This window comes from Pseudomonas sp. NPDC087804, assembly GCF_044742965.1.
Taxonomy (GTDB): Bacteria; Pseudomonadota; Gammaproteobacteria; order Pseudomonadales; family Pseudomonadaceae; genus Aquipseudomonas; species Aquipseudomonas rustica.
The window spans coordinates 55,803-75,653 of record NZ_JBIUVN010000024.1 but is presented as its reverse complement, the minus strand read 5'-3'; the positions used below and the strand labels follow the sequence as shown (position 1 = coordinate 75,653).

The 19,851-nt window shown below is 59.7% G+C and carries 18 protein-coding genes; 9 read left to right on the top strand and 9 right to left on the bottom strand.

Annotated features, from left to right (window positions below; genetic code table 11):
• Positions 1-189 precede the first annotated feature (189 nt).
• The 6 genes from gatC to ACIOMO_RS22440 all read left to right on the top strand — a co-directional run bounded on the left by gatC (position 190) and on the right by ACIOMO_RS22440 (position 5,400).
• Positions 190-477, top strand: coding sequence for an Asp-tRNA(Asn)/Glu-tRNA(Gln) amidotransferase subunit GatC (gene gatC / locus ACIOMO_RS22465; RefSeq protein WP_007915356.1), 288 nt, complete (start codon positions 190-192; stop codon positions 475-477).
• Positions 478-493: 16 nt separating this feature from the next.
• Positions 494-1,945: an Asp-tRNA(Asn)/Glu-tRNA(Gln) amidotransferase subunit GatA gene (gene gatA, locus ACIOMO_RS22460; RefSeq protein WP_025109475.1), complete on the top strand. Its 1,452-nt coding sequence runs from the start codon at positions 494-496 to the stop codon at positions 1,943-1,945.
• Positions 1,946-1,955: 10 nt separating this feature from the next.
• Positions 1,956-3,401 carry an Asp-tRNA(Asn)/Glu-tRNA(Gln) amidotransferase subunit GatB gene (gene gatB / locus ACIOMO_RS22455; RefSeq protein ID WP_008085412.1) on the top strand — a complete coding sequence of 482 codons (1,446 nt, stop codon included), beginning with the start codon at positions 1,956-1,958 and terminating at the stop codon, positions 3,399-3,401.
• A 145-nt stretch (positions 3,402-3,546) separates the two neighbouring features.
• Positions 3,547-3,918 (top strand): septal ring lytic transglycosylase RlpA family protein, encoded by a 372-nt coding sequence (locus ACIOMO_RS22450; RefSeq protein ID WP_053117082.1) that lies wholly within the window; start codon positions 3,547-3,549, stop codon positions 3,916-3,918.
• Between the two features lie 46 nt (positions 3,919-3,964).
• Positions 3,965-5,026 (top strand): calcium/sodium antiporter, encoded by a 1,062-nt coding sequence (locus ACIOMO_RS22445; protein ID WP_401243644.1) that lies wholly within the window; start codon positions 3,965-3,967, stop codon positions 5,024-5,026.
• Positions 5,023-5,400 (top strand): carboxymuconolactone decarboxylase family protein, encoded by a 378-nt coding sequence (locus ACIOMO_RS22440; protein WP_007915345.1) that lies wholly within the window; start codon positions 5,023-5,025, stop codon positions 5,398-5,400. Before ACIOMO_RS22445 ends, ACIOMO_RS22440 begins: the two co-directional genes overlap by 4 nt.
• Before the next feature lie 84 nt (positions 5,401-5,484).
• On the opposite strand, the gene ACIOMO_RS22435 is transcribed toward ACIOMO_RS22440, so the two are convergent.
• The 5 genes from ACIOMO_RS22435 to kdgD form a co-directional block, all read right to left on the bottom strand.
• Positions 5,485-6,426 (bottom strand): AEC family transporter, encoded by a 942-nt coding sequence (locus ACIOMO_RS22435; protein ID WP_159812145.1) that lies wholly within the window; start codon positions 6,424-6,426, stop codon positions 5,485-5,487.
• A gap of 158 nt (positions 6,427-6,584) precedes the next feature.
• Positions 6,585-8,138, bottom strand: a complete 1,554-nt coding sequence (gene garD / locus ACIOMO_RS22430) for a galactarate dehydratase (RefSeq protein ID WP_401243642.1) — start codon at positions 8,136-8,138, stop codon at positions 6,585-6,587.
• A gap of 11 nt (positions 8,139-8,149) precedes the next feature.
• A complete protein-coding gene (locus ACIOMO_RS22425) occupies positions 8,150-9,511 on the bottom strand; it encodes an MFS transporter (protein WP_053117078.1) in 1,362 nt (453 codons plus the stop codon).
• 225 nt (positions 9,512-9,736) lie between these two features.
• Entirely contained in the window at positions 9,737-11,182 is a 1,446-nt protein-coding gene (locus ACIOMO_RS22420; protein WP_401243640.1) for an aldehyde dehydrogenase family protein, read from the bottom strand.
• A 62-nt stretch (positions 11,183-11,244) separates the two neighbouring features.
• On the bottom strand, positions 11,245-12,156 hold the full coding sequence (gene kdgD / locus ACIOMO_RS22415; RefSeq protein WP_053117076.1) for a 5-dehydro-4-deoxyglucarate dehydratase: 912 nt from the start codon (positions 12,154-12,156) through the stop codon (positions 11,245-11,247).
• Between the two features lie 359 nt (positions 12,157-12,515).
• Here kdgD and ACIOMO_RS22410 point away from each other — a divergent pair, with 359 nt between their 5' ends.
• Positions 12,516-12,818, top strand: a complete 303-nt coding sequence (locus ACIOMO_RS22410) for a hypothetical protein (protein WP_401243637.1) — start codon at positions 12,516-12,518, stop codon at positions 12,816-12,818.
• Positions 12,819-12,827: 9 nt separating this feature from the next.
• Here ACIOMO_RS22410 and ACIOMO_RS22405 read toward each other — a convergent pair whose 3' ends face one another.
• From ACIOMO_RS22405 to ACIOMO_RS22390, 4 genes are all read right to left on the bottom strand, one after another.
• A complete protein-coding gene (locus ACIOMO_RS22405) occupies positions 12,828-13,577 on the bottom strand; it encodes a FadR/GntR family transcriptional regulator (RefSeq protein ID WP_177329666.1) in 750 nt (249 codons plus the stop codon).
• Between the two features lie 174 nt (positions 13,578-13,751).
• Complete coding sequence (locus tag ACIOMO_RS22400) at positions 13,752-15,479, bottom strand: ABC transporter ATP-binding protein/permease (RefSeq protein ID WP_053117074.1); 1,728 nt, start codon at positions 15,477-15,479, stop codon at positions 13,752-13,754.
• A 96-nt stretch (positions 15,480-15,575) separates the two neighbouring features.
• Positions 15,576-16,136, bottom strand: a complete 561-nt coding sequence (locus ACIOMO_RS22395; RefSeq protein WP_003221630.1) for a response regulator transcription factor — start codon at positions 16,134-16,136, stop codon at positions 15,576-15,578.
• Positions 16,129-17,391: an ATP-binding protein gene (locus ACIOMO_RS22390; protein ID WP_053117073.1), complete on the bottom strand. Its 1,263-nt coding sequence runs from the start codon at positions 17,389-17,391 to the stop codon at positions 16,129-16,131. Before ACIOMO_RS22390 ends, ACIOMO_RS22395 begins: the two co-directional genes overlap by 8 nt.
• A 404-nt stretch (positions 17,392-17,795) precedes the next feature.
• On the opposite strand from ACIOMO_RS22390, the gene ACIOMO_RS22385 reads away from it, so the two are divergent.
• Both ACIOMO_RS22385 and ACIOMO_RS22380 read left to right on the top strand, forming a co-directional pair.
• Positions 17,796-18,512, top strand: a complete 717-nt coding sequence (locus ACIOMO_RS22385; protein ID WP_401243635.1) for an SIMPL domain-containing protein — start codon at positions 17,796-17,798, stop codon at positions 18,510-18,512.
• A 955-nt stretch (positions 18,513-19,467) separates the two neighbouring features.
• The coding region (locus ACIOMO_RS22380) for an ABC transporter substrate-binding protein (protein ID WP_401243633.1) at positions 19,468-19,851 on the top strand (384 nt) is incomplete at its 3' end.

Below are 19,851 nucleotides of genomic sequence, written 5' to 3'. Positions count from 1 at the left end.
GTGGGTAAAAAAGTGCGGCAAACTCTAACAACGACAGGGATTTTGGGCAAGGCGCCAATATGTTAAATTGGCCGCTTTTCTGTGCACCAAGCCCCACAATCGCGGCCTTATGACCGTAGAAGTGCGGTAGTGTTCCGAACAATCTAACACACGGACGCCGTGTGTTCTGTTTTCCACTGGAGAATCCCGATGGCGCTAGAACGCTCCGACGTGGAAAAGATTGCTCATCTGGCCTGCCTTGGCCTCAATGATGCTGATCTTCCACACATTACTTCCGCCCTCAACAGCATTCTCGGGCTGGTCGACGAAATGCAGGCTGTTAATACCGACGGTATCGAGCCTCTGGCCCACCCGCTGGAAGCCAGTCAGCGCCTGCGTGCCGACGTCGTGACCGAGAGCAATCACCGCGAGGCCTACCAGTCCATCGCACCAGCGGTCGAAAACGGCCTGTATCTGGTTCCGAAAGTCATCGACTAAAGGGAAAGAGCCTGCAATGCATCAAATGACTCTGGCCGAGATCGCCCGCGGTCTCGCCGATAAAAAGTTTTCCTCCGAAGAGCTGACCAAAGTCCTGCTGGCGCGTATTACCCAGCTCGACCCGCAGCTCAATAGTTTCATCAGCCTCACCGAAGAGCTGGCTCTCGAGCAGGCGAAAGCCGCCGATGCCCGCCGCGCCAACGGTGAGAGCGGCGCCCTGCTCGGCGCGCCGATCGCCCACAAAGACCTGTTCTGCACTCAGGGCATTCGCACCAGCTGCGGTTCGAAGATGCTCGACAACTTCAAGGCCCCATACGACGCCACCGTGGTCGCGAAGCTGGCCGCTGCCGGCGCCGTGACCCTGGGCAAGACCAACATGGACGAGTTCGCCATGGGTTCGGCCAACGAGTCGAGCTGGTACGGCGCGGTGAAAAACCCGTGGAATCTGGAACACGTACCGGGCGGTTCGTCCGGCGGTTCGGCGGCCGCAGTTGCCGCTCGTCTGTTGCCAGCGGCGACGGCCACCGATACCGGCGGTTCGATTCGTCAGCCAGCAGCGTTCACCAACCTCACCGGCCTGAAACCGACGTACGGTCGCGTTTCGCGCTGGGGCATGATCGCTTACGCCTCCAGTCTCGATCAGGGCGGCCCGTTGGCGCGCACGGCTGAAGACTGCGCAATTTTGTTGCAAGGTATGGCTGGCTTCGATCAGAACGACTCCACCAGCATCGATGAGCCGGTTCCGGATTACTCCGCAAGCCTCGGCGATTCGCTGCAAGGCCTGCGCATCGGCGTGCCGAAGGAATACTTCAGCGCCGGTCTCGACCCGCGCATCGCCGAACTGATCCAGAACAGCATTAAAGAGCTGCAGAAGCTCGGTGCCGTGATCAAGGAAATCAGCCTGCCGAACATGCAGCACGCGATTCCTGCGTACTACGTGATCGCGCCAGCAGAGGCTTCTTCGAACCTGTCGCGTTTCGACGGCGTGCGTTTCGGCCATCGCTGCGAGCAACCGAAAGACCTGATCGACCTGTACAAGCGCTCCCGTGGCGAAGGCTTCGGCCCGGAAGTCCAGCGCCGGATCATGGTCGGTGCCTACGCGCTGTCCGCCGGTTACTACGACGCCTACTACCTGAAAGCGCAGAAGATCCGTCGTCTGGTGAAAAACGACTTCATGGCTGCCTTCAATGAAGTCGACATCATCCTCGGCCCAACCACGCCGAACCCGGCCTGGAAGCTTGGCGCCAAGAACAGTGACCCGGTCGCTGCTTATCTGGAAGACGTCTACACCATCACCGCCAACCTCGCGGGCCTGCCGGGCCTGTCGATGCCGGCCGGTTTTGTCGACGGTCTGCCGGTGGGCGTGCAGTTGCTTGCGCCGTATTTCCAGGAAGGCCGTTTGCTCAATGTTGCGCACCAGTATCAGCTCAACACTGACTGGCACACCCGCACCCCAACCGGCTTCTGAGGAGACACACATGCAATGGGAAGTCGTGATCGGGCTGGAGATTCACACCCAGCTCACCACCCGGTCGAAAATCTTTTCCGGTAGTTCCACCACATTCGGTTCCGAGCCGAACACCCAGGCCAGCCTGATCGATCTGGGCATGCCCGGCGTTCTTCCGGTGCTGAACCAGGAAGCGGTGCGTATGGCGGTGATGTTCGGTCTGGCGATTGACGCCGAGATCGGTCAGCACAACGTGTTCGCCCGTAAAAACTACTTCTATCCGGACTTGCCGAAGGGCTACCAGATCAGCCAGATGGAATTGCCGATCGTTGGCAAGGGCCACCTGGACATCGCGCTGGAAGACGGCACCGTCAAACGCGTCGGCATCACCCGCGCGCACCTGGAAGAAGACGCCGGCAAGAGCCTGCACGAAGAATTCAACGGCGCCACCGGCATCGACCTGAACCGTGCCGGCACGCCGCTGCTGGAAATCGTTTCCGAGCCGGACATGCGCAGCGCCAAGGAAGCCGTGGCTTACGTCAAGGCGATCCACGCGCTGGTGCGTTATCTGGGCATCTGCGACGGCAACATGGCCGAAGGTTCGCTGCGTTGCGACTGCAACGTGTCGATCCGCCCGAAAGGCCAAGTCGAGTTCGGCACGCGTTGCGAGATCAAAAACGTCAACTCGTTCCGCTTCATCGAGAAGGCGATCAACTCCGAGATCCAGCGTCAGATCGAGCTGATCGAAGACGGCGGCAAAGTGATCCAGCAGACCCGTCTGTACGATCCGAACAAGGACGAGACCCGTCCGATGCGTTCGAAAGAGGAAGCCAACGACTACCGTTACTTCCCCGATCCGGATCTGCTGCCGGTGGTCATCGAAGAGTCGTTCCTCGGCGAGGTGCGCGCCACCCTGCCGGAACTGCCTCCGCAGAAACGCGAGCGCTTCCAGGAGCAATTCGGTCTGTCGGTCTACGACGCCAGCGTGCTGGCCACCAGCCGCGAGCAAGCCGATTACTTCGAGAAAGTCGCGAGCATCGGCGGCGACGCCAAACTGGCGGCGAACTGGGTGATGGTCGAGTTGGGCAGCCTGCTCAACAAGCAAGGCCTGGACATCGACGAGTCGCCGGTGTCGGCGGAACTGTTGGGTGGCATGCTGCTGCGCATCAAGGACAACACCATCTCCGGCAAGATCGCCAAGGTGGTGTTTGAAGCGATGGCCAACGGTGAAGGCAGCGCAGACGAGATCATCGAAAAACGCGGCCTGAAACAAGTGACCGACAGCGGCGCAATCTCGGCGGTGCTCGACGAAATGCTCGCGGCCAACGCCGAGCAAGTTGAACAGTACCGTGCGGCGGATGAAGCCAAACGCGGCAAGATGTTCGGCTTCTTTGTCGGCCAGGCGATGAAAGCGTCGAAAGGCAAAGCCAACCCGCAGCAAGTGAACGAACTGCTGAAAAGCAAGCTCGAAGGCTGATTCTGGCCCCGCGCTCGGGGATCGTTCCCACGCTCTGCGTGGGAATGCCGCCCCGGACGCTCCGCGTCCATTGCGGTGTGACGCAGAGCGTCACGGGATGCATTCCCACGCTGGAGCGTGGGAACGATCACTTTGGAGTATCTGAATGAAACGTCTGCTCGGCGCCTGCGCCCTGCTCTCTTTGCTGGCCGGTTGTGCCAGTACCGACACCATCGACCCGCACGGTTACGACCAGACCGGCGTCGCTTCTTATTACGGTGCCAAGCACCACGGTAAACGCACCGCCAGTGGCGAAGCGTTCAACCAGAATTCCCTGACCGCCGCCCACCGCCAGTTGCCCTTTGGCACGCGGGTGAAGGTCACCAACCTGAAAAACGATGAGTCCGTTGTGGTGCGCATTAATGATCGTGGCCCGCATACGCGTGGACGCCTGATTGATGTTTCACGCGAAGCCGCCAAACAACTCGGTATGCTCAGCAGCGGTACCGCGCGGGTTCGCGTGCAGGCCCTCGACTGATGGAGCGCTGACCATTTTCGGACTGACCGATTTACCGCTGATCAGCGTGATCGAATTGCTCGCCGGCCTGTGCCTGCTGATCTTCGGCGCCGAACTGATGGTGCGCGCGGCGGTGCGTCTGGCCGAGCGTCTGCATGTGCGTCCATTGATCATCGGCCTGACCATTGTCGCCCTCGGCAGCAGTGCGCCGCAGATGGCCGTCAGCGTGCAAGCCGCGCTGGGGCACACCCCCGACATCGCCGTCAGCAGCGTGGTCGGCAGCAGCATCTTCAACATCCTTGTGACCCTCGGTTTGTCGGCGCTGATCATTCCGCTGCGCGTGTCGCGGCAACTGGTGCGTCTCGACATTCCACTGATGATCGGCGCCAGTCTGCTGGTGTTCGTGTTGGCGTGGAATGAAGAGATCAGCCGCTTCGACGGCGCTCTGTTACTCGGTGCTTTAGCGTTGTATCTCGGCTTGCTGTTGCGCCAGTCACGGCACTCGGCGCGACCGCATTCCGCGCAACCCGACGCGGTAAAAACCTCATGGCTTGCCAGCGTTTTGATGATCATCGTCGGGCTGGCGATGCTGGTATTCGCCGGGCATCTGCTGCTCGGCGCGGCCGTGGTGGTAGCGACGGATCTGGGCTTCTCGGAACGGGTGATCGGTTTGACCGTGGTCGCTGTCGGCACGTCGCTGCCGGAACTGGCGACCTCGCTGATCGCCGCCCTGCGCGGCCAACGCGACATCGCCGTGGGCAACGTGATCGGCGCCAATCTGTTCAACCTGCTCGGCGTGCTCGGCCTCACCGCTTTGATCGCGCCGACACCATTGTCGGTATCGCCGAACGCACTGGATTTCGATCTGCCGGTGATGCTCGGCGTCGCCGCGCTGTGCCTGCCGGTGTTCTATTCCGGCTACCGCGTGACCCGCGCCGAAGGTTTGTTGCTGCTCGGTTTGTATCTGGTCTACGGGCTGCACGTGGTGTCGTTCACCACCGGCATGCCGCTGGCCGGCAAACTGGAGCGGCTGATGCTGTTTTACGTTCTGCCGCCGCTGCTGGGGTATTTGTTGTTTACGTCCATCCGCGCCTGGCGCCGCCAACACCACAAGAGTGATATGCCATGACCGAATCGAAGAAGTCCGGGGTAGAAGTTCGCCGCCAGGTAATGGGCGATGCGTTTGTCGATCGCGCGCTGGGCAACGCCACCGAGTTCACCCAGCCGTTGCAGGATTTCGTTAATGAACATGCATGGGGCGGTGTGTGGAATCGCGAAGGTTTGCCGCTGAAGACGCGCAGCTTGATTACCCTGGCCGCGCTGACGGCGCTGAAGTGTCCGCAGGAGCTGAAGGGGCATGTGCGTGGGGCGCTGAACAACGGCTGCACGGTGGACGAGATTCGTGAGGCGCTGCTGCATTGCGCGGTGTATGCCGGCGTGCCGGCGGCGATAGATGCGTTTCGCGCGGCGCAGGAAGTGATCGACAGCTACGAGAAGAGCTGAAAGATCGCAGCCTTCGGCAGCTCCTACAGGGGAACGTATGCCATGCAGGAGCTGCCGCAGGCTGCGATCTTTTGATGTTGCCCTTTAGATCCACCCACCCCACTGCAAAACAAAGATCCCGACATTGGTGGTAATCGCCGCCATCAACGTGGTCAGCACAATAATCGCCGCCGCCAACTCATGATTGCCCTGCGCCGCCCGCGCCATAACGAAACTCGCCGCCGCCGTCGGGCTGCCGAAGTACAGAAACAGAATCCCCAACTCCGCCCCACGAAAGCCGCACAACCACGCCCCGAGCGTCGCCAGCACCGGCAAACCGATCATCTTCACCAGACTCGAACTGAGCGCCATGTTGCCGCTCTTGCGCAACGCTGCCAGCGACAGGGTTCCGCCGATGCAGATCAGCGCCAGCGGCAAGGTGGTCTGCGCCAGATACTGCCCGGAAGTCTCCAGCCACCCCGGCAAACCGATCTTGAAATAGGCAAACGGCGCCGCCGCAATCACGCTGATGATCAGCGGATTGCTGAACACGCTTTTGCAGATGCTCCACGGATCGGACTTGATCACCGGGCTGTACACCGCCAGCACAATCGTCGATAGCGTGTTGTAAAACAGGATCACCAACGCCGCGAGAATCGCGCCGAGGGAGATCCCGTAATCGCCGTACATGCTCGCCGCCAGCGCCAGACCGATCACGCCGTTATTACCGCGAAACGCGCCTTGGGTGTAGATGCCGCGATCTTCACGCGGGCATTTGAAAATTGCCCAGCCCCAGGCGATGGCAAAACAGACGAGCGTGGCGACGGAGAAGTAGATCAGCAGCGCTGGTTGCAACGCAGCGTGCAGGTCGGCGTGCAGAATGCCGAGGAACAACAGCGCCGGCATGGTCACGTTGAACACCAGCGCCGAGGCGGTGTGGATGAAGTTGTCGTTGATCCAGTCGATGCGCTTGAGCAACACACCGAGAAACAACATGGCAAACACCGGCGCGGTGATGTTCAGGGTTTCGAGGAAAATTGCCAGCATGCCGAGGGAGCCTTGGGTGAGCGTCGTTAGGTGGCTAATGATAAGCCACCCGATCGTTCGGCGTCTGTTGGATCGCCTTCGCGAGCAGGCTCGCTCCCACAGGGGAATGCATTTCAAATGTGGGAGCGAGCCTGCTCGCGAAGAACGATAACGCGGTTTTAAGTAATCGGCGCCGGGTTAAACAACGTAATGTCGTTATGCAGCTTGTGCTTCTCCGCCCACGTCTGCTGCTTGCCGCTCGCAACATCCAGATAGTAGTGAAACAACTCCCAACCCAATTCCTCAATCGTCGCGCGCCCGGTGGCAATCCGCCCGGCGTCGATATCAATCAGATCCGGCCAACGCTGCGCCAGCTCCGTGCGCGTCGACACCTTCACCACCGGCGCCATCGCCAAACCGTACGGCGTACCCCGCCCGGTGGTGAACACATGCAAATTCATCCCGGCCGCCAACTGCAGCGTCCCGCAGACAAAATCACTCGCCGGCGTCGCACAGAAAATCAGCCCCTTCTGCTTGAAACGTTCGCCCGGGCCGAGTACGCCATTGATCGCGCTGCTGCCGGATTTGACGATAGAACCCAACGACTTCTCGACAATGTTCGACAGCCCGCCCTTCTTGTTGCCCGGCGTGGTGTTGGCGCTGCGATCCGCCTCGCCCTTGGCCAGATAGCGGTCGTACCAGTCCATTTCGCGCACCAGTTCTTCGGCGACGGTCTTGGTCTCGGCGCGAGAGGTCAGCAGGTAAATCGCATCACGCACTTCGGTGACTTCGGAAAACATCACCGTGGCCCCGGCGCGCAACAACAAGTCGGAGGCATAGCCCAGCGCCGGGTTGGCGGTGATCCCGGAAAACGCATCGCTGCCGCCGCATTGCATGCCGAGGATCAACTCGGACGCCGGCACGGTTTCGCGGCGGCGCTGGTCGAGTTTCTTCAGGCGCACTTCCGCCAGTTCCATGATCTGCTCGATCATCTCGGTGAAACCGTGACTGGAATCCTGCAAGCGATACAGCCACGGATCACTGAGATCCACCGAAGCATCGTCCTCGTGCATCACCTGCCCGGCCTGCAATTTCTCGCAGCCCAGACTGATCACCAACGCCTCGCCGCCGAGGTTCGGGTTGCGCGCCAGATTGCGCACGGTGCGAATCGGGATGTAGGCGTCGGTGGCGGTGATCGCCACGCCGCAGCCGTAACTGTGCGTCAGCGCCACCACGTCATCGACGTGCGGGTACTTCGGCAGCAGCTCATCCTTGATGCGTTTCACCGCGTGATCGAGCACGCCGGTGACGCACTGCACGGTCGTAGTAATGCCGAGAATATTGCGCGTGCCGACGGTGCCGTCAGCGTTGCGATAGCCTTCGAAGGTGAAGCCTTCCAGCGGTGCCTGCGCGTCCGGCACGTCGGTGGACAGCGGCAAGCTGTCCAGTGGCGGCGCGGTCGGCATGCGCAGTTGATCTTCCTTGACCCAACTGCCCCGGCGGATCGGCTGCAACGCGTAGCCAATGACCTGACCGTAGCGAATCACCTGACCGCCCTCGGCAATGTCTTCGAGGGTGATCTTGTGGCTTTGCGGCACGAACTCCACGGTCACCAAACCATCGGCAAACTCAGTGCCGGCCGGTGCGCCCTGGTCATTGACCACGACCACCACATTGTCCCGCTCGTGCAGGCGGATGTGGCGCGGCGAGTCGGAATGTTCAATCAACTGCATGACGCCGCTCCTCAGGAATGCGCTTGAGACAATTTACCGCTGGCTTCAACACCGCCGTTGGTTGGCGGCTCTTTGAGTACCACACGTTTGATCGGGCCAACGATGACCAGGTAGCTGAACACCGCCACCAGTGCGTTGGCACCGACGAACACCAGCGCCCATTTGAACGAACCGGTGGAGCTGATGATGTAGCCAATCACGATCGGTGTGGTAATCGAAGCGATGTTGCCGAAGGTGTTGAACAGGCCGCCGCTCAGACCGGCGATCTGTTTTGGTGAGGTGTCGGAGACCACCGCCCAACCCAGTGCGCCAACGCCTTTGCCGAAGAAGGCCAGGGCCATGAAGCCAACGACCATCCATTCCACATCAACATAATTGCAGGCAACGATGCTGCTGGACACCAGCAGACCAGCGATGATCGGTGCTTTACGGGCGAAGGTCAGCGAGTGGCCTTTACGCAACAGGTAATCGGAAATCACCCCGCCGAGCACGCCGCCAATGAAGCCGCAGATCGCCGGCAACGAGGCGATGAAACCGGCCTTGAGAATGGTCATGCCACGCTCTTGCACCAGGTACACCGGGAACCAGGTCAGGAAGAAATAGGTGATGCCGTTGATGCAGTATTGACCCAGATACACACCGAGCATCATGCGATTGGTCAGCAACTGACGGATGTAATCCCATTTCGGGCCGTCGGACTTTTTGCCCGTCTGATCCATGTCGACCATGCCGCCGTTTTCAGCGATGTGCTTGAACTCGGCTTCGTTGATGCGTGGGTGCTCACGCGGGCTGTAGATCACTTTCAGCCAGACCAGCGAAAACACAATCCCGAGAATCCCCATGACGATAAACACGTGCTCCCAACCGAAGGAGTACACGATCCAGCCCATCAATGGGGCGAACAACACGGTGGCAAAATATTGCGCCGAGTTGAAGATCGCCGACGCGGTACCGCGCTCAGCGGTCGGGAACCACGCCGCTACGATGCGTGCGTTGCCCGGGAACGATGGCGCCTCAGCCAGACCAACGAGGAAGCGCAGCATAAACAGCGCAACGATCGCCGTGGACATGCCGAACTCACCGACAAAGCCTTGCAGCACGGTGAACAGCGACCAGGTGAAAATGCTCAGGGCGTAAACTTTTTTCGAGCCGAAACGATCGAGCAGCCAGCCACCAGGAATTTGCCCGGCCACGTAGGCCCAACCGAATGCAGAGAAGATGTAGCCGAGGGTGACTGCGTCAATGCCGAGGTCTTTTTGCAGGCTGGAGCCGGCAATGGCGATCGTGGCACGGTCGGCGTAGTTGATCGTGGTCACCAGAAACAGCATGAGCAAGATCAAATAGCGGACGTGAGTCGGCTTGGACGATTGCATGTAGATGTACTCCCACTGATTATTTTTATGCGCGGGTGAATCTTCTTTGGTGCCCGGTTTTCCGGGTGTCCCTGTATTACGGGATGTCCGTATTTCGGGTTCCCTGTAGGAGCTGCCGAAGGCTGCGATCTTTTGATCTTGTTTTTAAGATCAGGATCAAAAGATCGCAGCCTGCGGCAGCTCCTACAGGGATTGCGGTGTCAGGGTCGACACCGCGTGCTGCATTCAGGAGCCGATGTAGCTGGTTTTCACCACGGTGTAGAACTCCTGGGCATAGCGGCCTTGCTCACGTGAGCCATAGGATGAACCTTTACGGCCACCGAACGGAACGTGGTAATCGACGCCGGCGGTCGGCAAGTTGACCATCACCATGCCGGCCTGCGAGTGGCGTTTGAAGTGGTTGGCGTACTTCAGCGACGTCGTCGCGATACCCGCCGACAGACCGAACTCGGTGTCGTTGGCCATCGCCAGCGCCGCGTCGTAATCCGCCACGCGAACAATGTTGGCCACCGGCCCGAAGATCTCTTCACGGCTGATGCGCATCGACGCTTCGCTGTCGGCAAACAGCGTTGGCGCGAGGAAGTAGCCTTCGGTATCGCAAGTCACCAGACCTCCGCCGCTGACCAGACGCGCACCTTCGGACTGACCGATGTCGATGTACTTCATGTCCTGTTCAAGCTGTGCTTGCGAAACCACTGGACCGATGTCAGTGCCGGATTTCAGCGCGTGGCCGACCTTGATCGACTTCATGCGCTCGGCCATCGCTTCGACAAATTTGTCGTGAATCCCGGCGGTGACGATCAAGCGGCTCGACGCGGTGCAACGCTGACCGGTGGAGTAAAACGCGCTCTGTACCGACAACTCGACCGCTTCTTTGAGGTCAGCGTCGTCGAGAATGATCTGCGGGTTTTTGCCGCCCATTTCCAGCTGCACTTTCGCCTGACGCGACACGCAGTTAACGGCGATCTGACGACCCACGCCCACCGAACCGGTAAAGCTGATGCCGTCGACTTTCGGGCTCTGCACCAGCGCATCGCCCACCAAACGACCGCTGCCCATCACCAGATTGAACACGCCGGCCGGGAAGCCCGCGCGGGAGATGATTTCGGCCAGTGCCCAAGCGCAACCCGGCACCAGATCGGCCGGTTTCAGCACGACACAGTTGCCGTAGGCCAGCGCCGGAGCGATCTTCCACGCCGGAATCGCGATCGGGAAGTTCCACGGGGTGATCAGACCGACCACACCCAGTGCTTCGCGGGTGACTTCGACGTTGACGCCTGGGCGCACCGACGGCACGTAGTCGCCAGACAGACGCAGGCATTCACCGGCGAAGAACTTGAAAATGTTGCCGGCGCGGGTCACTTCGCCGATGGCTTCGGGCAGGGTCTTGCCCTCTTCCCGCGCCAGCAAGGTGCCGAGTTCTTCGCGACGGGCGAGGATTTCCGTGCCGACTTTATCCAGCGAATCGTGACGGGCCTGAATGCCCGAGGTCGACCAGTTCGGGAACGCAGCGCGCGCCGCGTCGATGGCCGCGTGAACCTGAGTCAGATCAGCCTTGGCGTAGTCGCCGATGGTGTCGCTCAACTCGGACGGGTTGATGTTGGCCGAGTAATCGGCACCGGCAACCCATTCACCGTTGATGTAATTGTCGTAACGCTTGGAATCAGTCACAGCCTTTTCTCCTCTCGACGCAAAAGCCGCTGATTGCTCAGCGGCCTCGGTTTGTTCGGGGGTTATTGCGCACCTTGCTTGTCGATCAGTGCGGCGAGCATTTCGTACTCTTCGCCGGTCAGGTCGGTCAGCGGTGCGCGCACCGGGCCGGCGTCATAGCCAGCGATTTTGGCGCCGGCCTTGACGATGCTCACGGCGTAACCGGCCTTGCGGTTGCGGATGTCGAGGTACGGCAGGAAGAAGTCGTCGATGATCTTGCCGACGGTGGCGTGATCTTCGCGAGCGATCGCGTGGTAGAAATCCATCGCGGTTTTCGGAATGAAGTTGAACACCGCCGAGGAGTAAACCGGCACGCCCAGCGCCTTGTAGGCAGCGGCGTAGACTTCGGCGGTCGGCAAGCCACCGAGGTAGCTGAAGCGATCACCGAGGCGGCGACGGATCGACACCATCAACTCGATATCGCCCAGACCGTCCTTGTAACCGATCAGGTTCGGGCAGCGCTCGGCCAGACGTTCCAGCAGCGGCGCGTTGAGGCGGCAAACGTTGCGGTTGTAGACGACCACGCCGATCTTGACCGATTTGCACACGGCTTCAACGTGAGCGGCAACGCCGTCCTGACTGGCTTCGGTCAGGTAGTGCGGCAGCAACAGCAAGCCTTTGGCGCCCAGACGCTCGGCTTCCTGTGCGTATTCGATGGCCTGACGGGTCGAACCGCCGACACCGGCGAGAATCGGCACGCTGGTTTCGCAAGTGTCGACGGCAGTCTTGATGATTTCCGAATATTCGCTGGCGGCCAGGGAGAAGAATTCACCGGTGCCGCCCGCTGCGAACAGAGCCGAAGCGCCGTACGGGGCCAGCCATTCCAGACGCTTGATGTAGCCCGCACGGTTGAAATCACCCTGCGCGTTGAAATCGGTAACCGGGAAGGACAGCAGGCCGGCAGAGAGGATGGACTTCAGTTCTTGTGGATTCATTATTCGAACACCCTGGGTAGCAATATTGTTGTGATTGTCACGTTCAGCCTTCGCCGAAGTTGTAGGTCATCGTACAACTTAAAAGATAACCGTCAACTGCATTTCATCGTTGCGGGTGGTTTTTTGTCGGACAGGATTGCTTATATCGCTATTGAAGGCTGTGGCAGAGCCCTCGATCAACCATGGAGAAAGGTTAATAGAGCGGGGGTCAGGAGAGATGTTGTCCTAAGACTGAAAAATCCATGACGGAGGCTGGCCCCATCGCGAGCAGGCTCACTCCCACATTGGAACGCATTTCAAGGTAGGAGTGAGCCTGCTCGCGATGGCGATTTGAGGAAGATACAAAGGCGTCAGAAAGCATGACCATTCGTCGAAACTGGTTTTCTTACAGGTGCCGGCTTCTGAAAAAGCAGGCCGAATCGGAGAAATTTCCAGCCCAGGAAGCCCCCGACATGAAGACCAAGCATCGCTTCAACTTCTCTCCCGATTCACGAGTTGCTCCGCTGGAGATCCCCCGTGAATTCGACCTGCACGTTCAGATCAACGACTTTGTCGAATTCGAAGCTCTGCCCGATCAACGCTTTGTCATTGTCGAAAAAACCTTCAAATTGCTGTTCGACGGAGAAATCGAGTACATCGACTATGAAGTCGATGAGCTTTGAGCTTTCCCTTTATCCCCGCTGCGCCTGTGCCTCTTCATGAGCCTGGCGCAGCCTTTCGCGGCTGTTGGTCAAATGCAGCCGCATCGCCGCTCTTGCCGCGTCGGAATCCTGCCGGGCAATCGCCTGATAAATCTCTTCATGCTCGCGGCTGACGCGATTCATGTAGTGCTGCTGATCGTCATGGGCCAGACGCGCTGAGTTCAGCCGCGTGCGCGGAATGATGCTGGTGCCGAGGTGGGTCATGATGTCGGTGAAGTAGCGGTTGCCGGTCGACAGCGCGATTTCCAGGTGAAAGGCGAAGTCGGACGCGACGGCATCGCTGGCGTGGGCGACGCTGTCGTTCAGTGCATCGAGGGCGGCGCGCATGGTTGCCAGTTGCTCCGGACTGCGGCGTTGCGCGGCGAGGCCGGCGGACTCGACTTCGAGGCTGATGCGCAATTCGAGAATCGCCAATACGTCACGTAAGGTGACGACGGTGGCCGGATCGATGCGAAAGCCGCTCGGGCTCGGTGTGTCGAGCACAAACGTGCCGATGCCGTGGCGGGTTTCCACTTGCCCGGCGGCTTGCAGACGGGAGATCGCCTCGCGCACCACGGTGCGGCTGACGCCGTGCTCCTGCATGATCGCCGACTCGGTGGGCAGCTTATCGCCCCGTTTGAGCAGGCCGTCACGGATCTGCTCGGTCAGCACCGTCACCAGTTCCTGTGCCAGGCTGCGGCGCTTGCGCGGGAAGCGTGGGGTGTCGATCAAGTTTTCCATGGTCTGCATTTTGTCTCGAAAATTCGGCTTGAGGCCATCATAGCTCAAGCGGGTTGTACGATCACTGTCAACGCGACCTCCTTGTAGGAGCTGCCGAAGGCTGCGATCTTTTGATTTTATGGATCAAGATCAAAAGATCGCAGCCTCCGGCAGCTCCTACAAGGGCTCCGGGGGTCAGGCGGTGACGGGTTGCTCCACCAGATGGCCGCTGTCGATGCGTACATGTCTAGGGTGGAAGCGTTTCAAACTGCTGCGGTGGCCGACGCTGACGATACTCAACCCTGGCAACTGATCGATCAACGCCTGATACAACGTCGCCTCATCCTCTTCATCCATCGCCGACGTGGCTTCGTCCATGTACAACCAATGCGGCGCATAAAGCAGCGCGCGGGCGAAGGCCAGTCGTTGCTGCTCACCCGGCGACAGCATGCGCTGCCAGTGATTGGCTTCGTCCAGTCGCGCCACCAGATGCGGCAAGCGGCAGGTTTCCAGCACCTCGGCATAACGCTCAGGCGCGTAGGTCTCGCTCGGTTGTGGATAACTCAATGCTTCGCGCAACGTGCCGATCGGCAGATACGGTTTTTGCGGCAGGAACAGGTAACGCGCCGCCGGCAGACGAATGTTGCCGTGCCCCGCCGGCCACAAATGTCCCATCGCGCGCAGCAGTGTCGATTTACCACTGCCGGAACGCCCGCTCAGCATCACTCGATCACCCGGCTCAACGGTCATGTCGGCGCTGGTCAGCAGATGACGACCGTCGGCCAGATCCAGACCGAGGTTGTGCACCTTCAATTCGCTGCCCTGATTCTGCACATCGATCGCAGGCTTGCGCTCTTCGTTATCGGTCATCGCCTGACGGAAACTCAGCAGACGATCACACGTGGCGCGCCACGAAGCGAGGCTCTGATAGGCACTGATGAACCAGCTGAAACTCTCTTGCACGTTGCCGAACGCCGAGCTGATCTGCATCAGTTCACCGAGCTCGATCTTGCCGGCAAGGTAACGCGGCGACGCCACAATAAACGGGAAAATGATCGCCGCCTGGCTGTAACCGGCGGTGAAAAAGGTCAGGCGCTTGGACACTTTCATGATGTCCCAGAAGTTGTGCCAGACATTGCCGAAGCGGCCGCTCAAGCGACGATTTTCATTCGGTTCGCCGTTGTACAACGCGATGCTTTCGGCGTTCTCACGAATCCGCACCATGGAAAAACGCAGGTCGGCTTCGAAACGTTGTTGTTGGTTGTTCAGGCCGATCAAGCGACGACCGATCAAATGCGTCAGCCAACTGCCGACGATCGCGTAAACCAGCACGCACCAGAACATGTAGCCGGGAATGGTCACGCCATAGACTTCGATACTGCCCGACACGCCCCACAAAATGATCGAGAACGACACCAGACTGACAATATTGCGCAGCAGGCCGATGCCCAGCTCGAGGGTGTTGGAAGTGAAGTTATTGAGGTCTTCGGAAATCCGCTGATCCGGGTTATCGGTATAACCGCCCTGCTCCAGCTGGTAGTAATTCTTGTCGGAAAGCCAACGCGAGAAATGCTTTTCGGTGAGCCAGGCCCGCCAGCGAATCGTCAGCATCTGCGTCAGATACAGCCGATACACCGCGCCGATAATCGCCACGGCGGCAATCCCGCAGAAATACAGAATCAACTGCCAAAACGCCGCCTCGTCTTTCTTTTGCAGCGCGTTGTAAAAGTCTTTGTACCAGGTGTTGAACCACACCGAGATGCCCACGCTAAGCAGCGAGAGCGCAATCACGGCAATCAACAGCGTCCAGGCCTTGCCCTTCTCTTCACTGCGCCAATACGGGGTGATGATCGCCCACACTTTGCGAAAAAACTGCCCGCGCACAGCATCGTTGACCGCGGAATATTCAGCGTTCTGATTCATGGAAAAGGCTCGATATAGAAAAGAACAGACACGCACCGATCATAGTTGATCGGTGCGTTTTATCGCGAGGGCTGGCGATAGTCGTTCAGCGCAGGTTCAGCGACGAACCGGACGCTTCTGCAGTTTGCGCTGCAGGGTGCGGCGGTGCATGCCCAGGGCGCGGGCAGTGGCGGAGATGTTGCCTTCGTGTTCGGTGAGCACGCGCTGGATGTGTTCCCACTGCAGGCGGTCGACCGACATCGGGTTTTCCGGCACCAGACTGTCGAGGTCGGCGTGTTCGGAGAGCAGCGCGGCCAATACGTCGTCGGCGTCGGCCGGTTTGCACAGGTAGTTGCAGGCGCCGCGCTTGATCGCTTCGACCGCGGTGGCAATGCTCGAATAACCGGTGAGGATCACCACGCGCATTTCCGGATCCAGCTCCAGCAGCTTGGGCAGCAGCACCAGACCGGAATCGCCGTCCATTTTCAGGTCGAGCGCAGCGTAGTCCGGCAGGTCGGCCTGGGCGATGGTCAGGCCTTCTTCGGCGGAACCGGCGGTGCTGACGCGAAAGCCACGGCGAGCCATGGCGCGGGCCATGACGCGGGTAAATGTTGCGTCGTCATCGACCAGCAGCAAATGCGGCAGTTCTTCGCCTTCGACTTGGATTTCGTCACTCATGTTGGTCTCCTCGGGCGCCGTGGGGCAGGCGCAGCTCGGTGAGCGTGCCGCCTTCCTCATGACTATAGAGTTTCACTGAGCCGCCGGCGCGTGTCACGCTGGCCTTGCTCAAAAACAGGCCCAGGCCGAAACCTTTGCCCTTGGTGGTAAAAAACGGTTTGCCGATCTGCTCGGCGATGGCCAGCGGCACACCGGCGCCGTGGTCACGAATGCTGATGGTGACGTCTTCGGCATCCCAATCCAGGGTTACCTGAAGGTTTTCCGGGCAGGCGTCGGCGGCGTTGTTCAGCAGATTGAGCAGCGCCTGGGTCAGATCCGGCGGCGGCGCCATGCGCGGCACCGTGCCTTGGCCGAGACGATGGAAACGATAGCTCGCTTCCGGACGCATCAAGTGCCAGCGATTAAGCGCCTCATCGAGCCAGTCGGTGACGTCCTGCATATCGATCGCCAGACGACGATTGGCTTCGGCGGCCCGCACCAGTTGCTGCAGGGTTTCCTTGCAGAGTTTGACCTGATCTTGCAGCACTTTCAGATCGTCCTGCAGCAGCGGATCGGGGTGATCCTGCTGCATCTCTTTGAGCAGCACGCTCATGGTCGCCAGCGGCGTGCCGAGTTCATGGGCAGCGCCGGCGGCTTGCGTCGCAACGGCGAGCAACTGCTGATCGCGCAGACCTTCTTCACGGCGAATCGCCCGCAACTCTTCCTGACGGCGCAGCTCTTCGGCCATGCGCGCGGCGAAGAAGGTGATGACGGCGGCAGCGAGCGCGAAGCTCAGCCACATGCCGTAGACCTGCAGGTTTTCACGGGCGATCGGCAAGGTTTCCAGCGGATAGAACCGCGTCAGCATCACCGTGTACAGGGCCAGCGCGATGCCCGACAGCACCACCGAATAGCGCCATGGCAGCGTCACCGCAGCGATGGTCAGCGGCACCAGATAATAGGAAACGAACGGGTTGGTCGAACCGCCGGAGAAATACAGCAGCGCACTGTGGATCACCAGATCACAGGCCAGTTGCAGCGCGTATTCGAGCTCGGTCACCGGCCACGAGGTGCGCAGGCGCACGGCGGTGAACACGCAGAGCAGCGTCGAGCAGCCGAGGGTCATCGCCAGTTGCACCCACGGCAACGGCAACAGCTGCAGCCAGTAGGCCAGGCCTACGGAGCCAGCCTGCGCGGCGAGCACCAAGGTGCGGATGAACGTCAACCGCCAGAGGTTCTGGCGAGTGGCGGAAGTCAGTTGTACGGGGGCGAGCATGAGCTCTCCTGATGAGCGCTCCAGGCGGATCGCACGGAGTATAACCAAGCCACGGGCTTGAGAGGCGAAAGTGCGGCAAACGACCACATGGTACGGCTCTCAAACTTGACCACCTCGCATGGCTGTCCGAGATCAATTGTGGCGAGGGGATTTATCCCCGCTGGGTGGCGAAGCCGCCCCAAATCACACGACCTCATTCAACCAGACATACCGCATCAGCCTGATTTGCGACTGCTGCGCAGGCGAACGGGGATAAATCCCCTCGCCACAAAAGCTCTCTGAACTTGGGATCCGCGGTATCTGTATAGAAGTTGTAACTGGGCGAACCGGATCATAAAAGCTAGAGTCTGATGGTTTCACGCAGGCCCCCGAACCATCACCTGCGCCCTCATCAAGGAGCTTTCATGCACACATTTCGCCGCAGCGCCGCCCTTCTCGCCCTGACCGTCGGCAGCGTCGCCAGCCTCCCGGCCCTGGCCGCCGATGAGCTGCACTACAACCAGATCTCCCTGCGCGCCGAAGTCAGCACGGAAGTCGCCCGCGACCTGATGATCGTCACCCTCTACACCGAAGAACAAAACACCGACCCGGCCAAACTCGCCGCCGACATCAGCACCGCCGTGAACAAGGCCCTCGGCCAGGCCAAACAAGTCAAAGACATCACCCTGCGCCAAGGCAGCCGCAACAGCTACCCGATCTACGACACCAAAGGCCAAAAGATCACCGGCTGGCGTGAACGCGCCGAACTGCGCCTGGAAAGCTCCGACTTCGCCGCCCTCTCCAAACTCACCGGCGAACTGCTGGGCGACCTGAAAATGGGCGGCATGGACTTCGCCATCGCCGACCGGACCCGCAAGGCCAGCGAAGACAAACTCCTCAAAGAAGCCGTCACCGCCTTCAAAAACCGCGCCCAACTGGCCACCGACGCACTCGGCGGCAAGGGCTACAAAATCGTCAACCTGAACCTCAACAGCAACGGTTACCCACAACCGTACCTGCGTGCACCGATGATGATGAAAGCGGCGGCAATGGATGCAGCGCCGGTGACGCCGGAAGTTGAAGCGGGTACAAGCCAGGTCAGCATGACGGCGGATGGCTCGATTGAAGTATTGATGCAGTGATTTGATTTTGGCTGAATGAAAAACCGGCGATCAGCAGTGATTGCCGGTTTTTTTATGAATCAAAAACAAACCCTCACCCTAACCCTCTCCCAGAGGGAGAGGGGACTGACCGAGGTGTTTGGGCGAGGTACGCCGATTTGGGATACCGAGTTGAACCCACATTCTGAAAGGCCTACAAATCGGCCCCCTCTCCCTCGGGAGAGGGCTGGGGTGAGGGGCGAATCCAACGAAGATCAAAAGATCGCAGCCTTCGGCAGCTCCTACATGAAATCGCGGCAAACCCACGCCGACCACTAGGCCGAGTGTCAGCTCGCCTGCTTTTGATCTTAGAGCCCGTCGGGAGGCTGAGTGGAGGGATTCATACGGGGAAAGCATCGAGAGGAGGTGCAGCGAAGCAAACCGTAGGCGATGCCCCCGGATGAACCCGGAGCGAAGGAACCCGAGCCTTAGCGAGGGCCGGACGTCAGGGCACAGACCTTTGCTTCCTTTGGGGCGTTTGCCAAAGGGAGTCGCCGTAAGGGCGAAACCATTATCAGAAACGCCACCAAAAACGGATATTCACCCAAGGCGCTACCAAAAGAAGCACCCCAGTTGCACCCAGTACAACCTCCAAAAAAATCCACAACCCAACCCCCACCTACCCCCCACCCAAACCTCAGAAAAATCCTACAAAAACCAACAGTATAAATAAGTAACACCCAGCCCCACCCCGGCGCACACAACGTGACCAACGCACCGTTTTGGGGCTCCATTTGCACCGTAAAAAACCCGCGCAAACGGTCAAATGCGTCAAAACTTACACAGATGCGACATTAAGGTACGTACGTGCCACCGTTTAACGCTCGCACACACTCTGGATCTTGCAATGGGTATGGCCCCTGCATAAGTATCCGCAGGCACGACTCACGAGGTCGTACCTCACAACTAAAAAATGACAACAAATCATGAGGCCAACATGCTTAAACACGCGGTCATTCCGTTTCTAGTCGGCGCAGGCTTGTTAGCCTCCGCACCTTTCGCATCCGCTGCGACTAACCTGGTGTTCTGCTCCGAAGGCAGCCCGGCCGGTTTCGACCCGGGCCAGTACACCACCGGAACCGACTTCGACGCCTCAGCTGAAACCATGTTCAACCGTCTGACCCAGTTCGAACGCGGCGGCACCGCTGTGATTCCTGGTCTGGCGACCAAGTGGGACATCTCCGACGATGGCCTGACTTACACCTTCCACCTGCGTGAAGGCGTCAAGTTCCACACCACCCCGTATTTCAAGCCGACTCGTGAGTTCAACGCCGACGACGTGCTGTTCACCTTTAATCGCAGGAGTAACACGGATGACCCG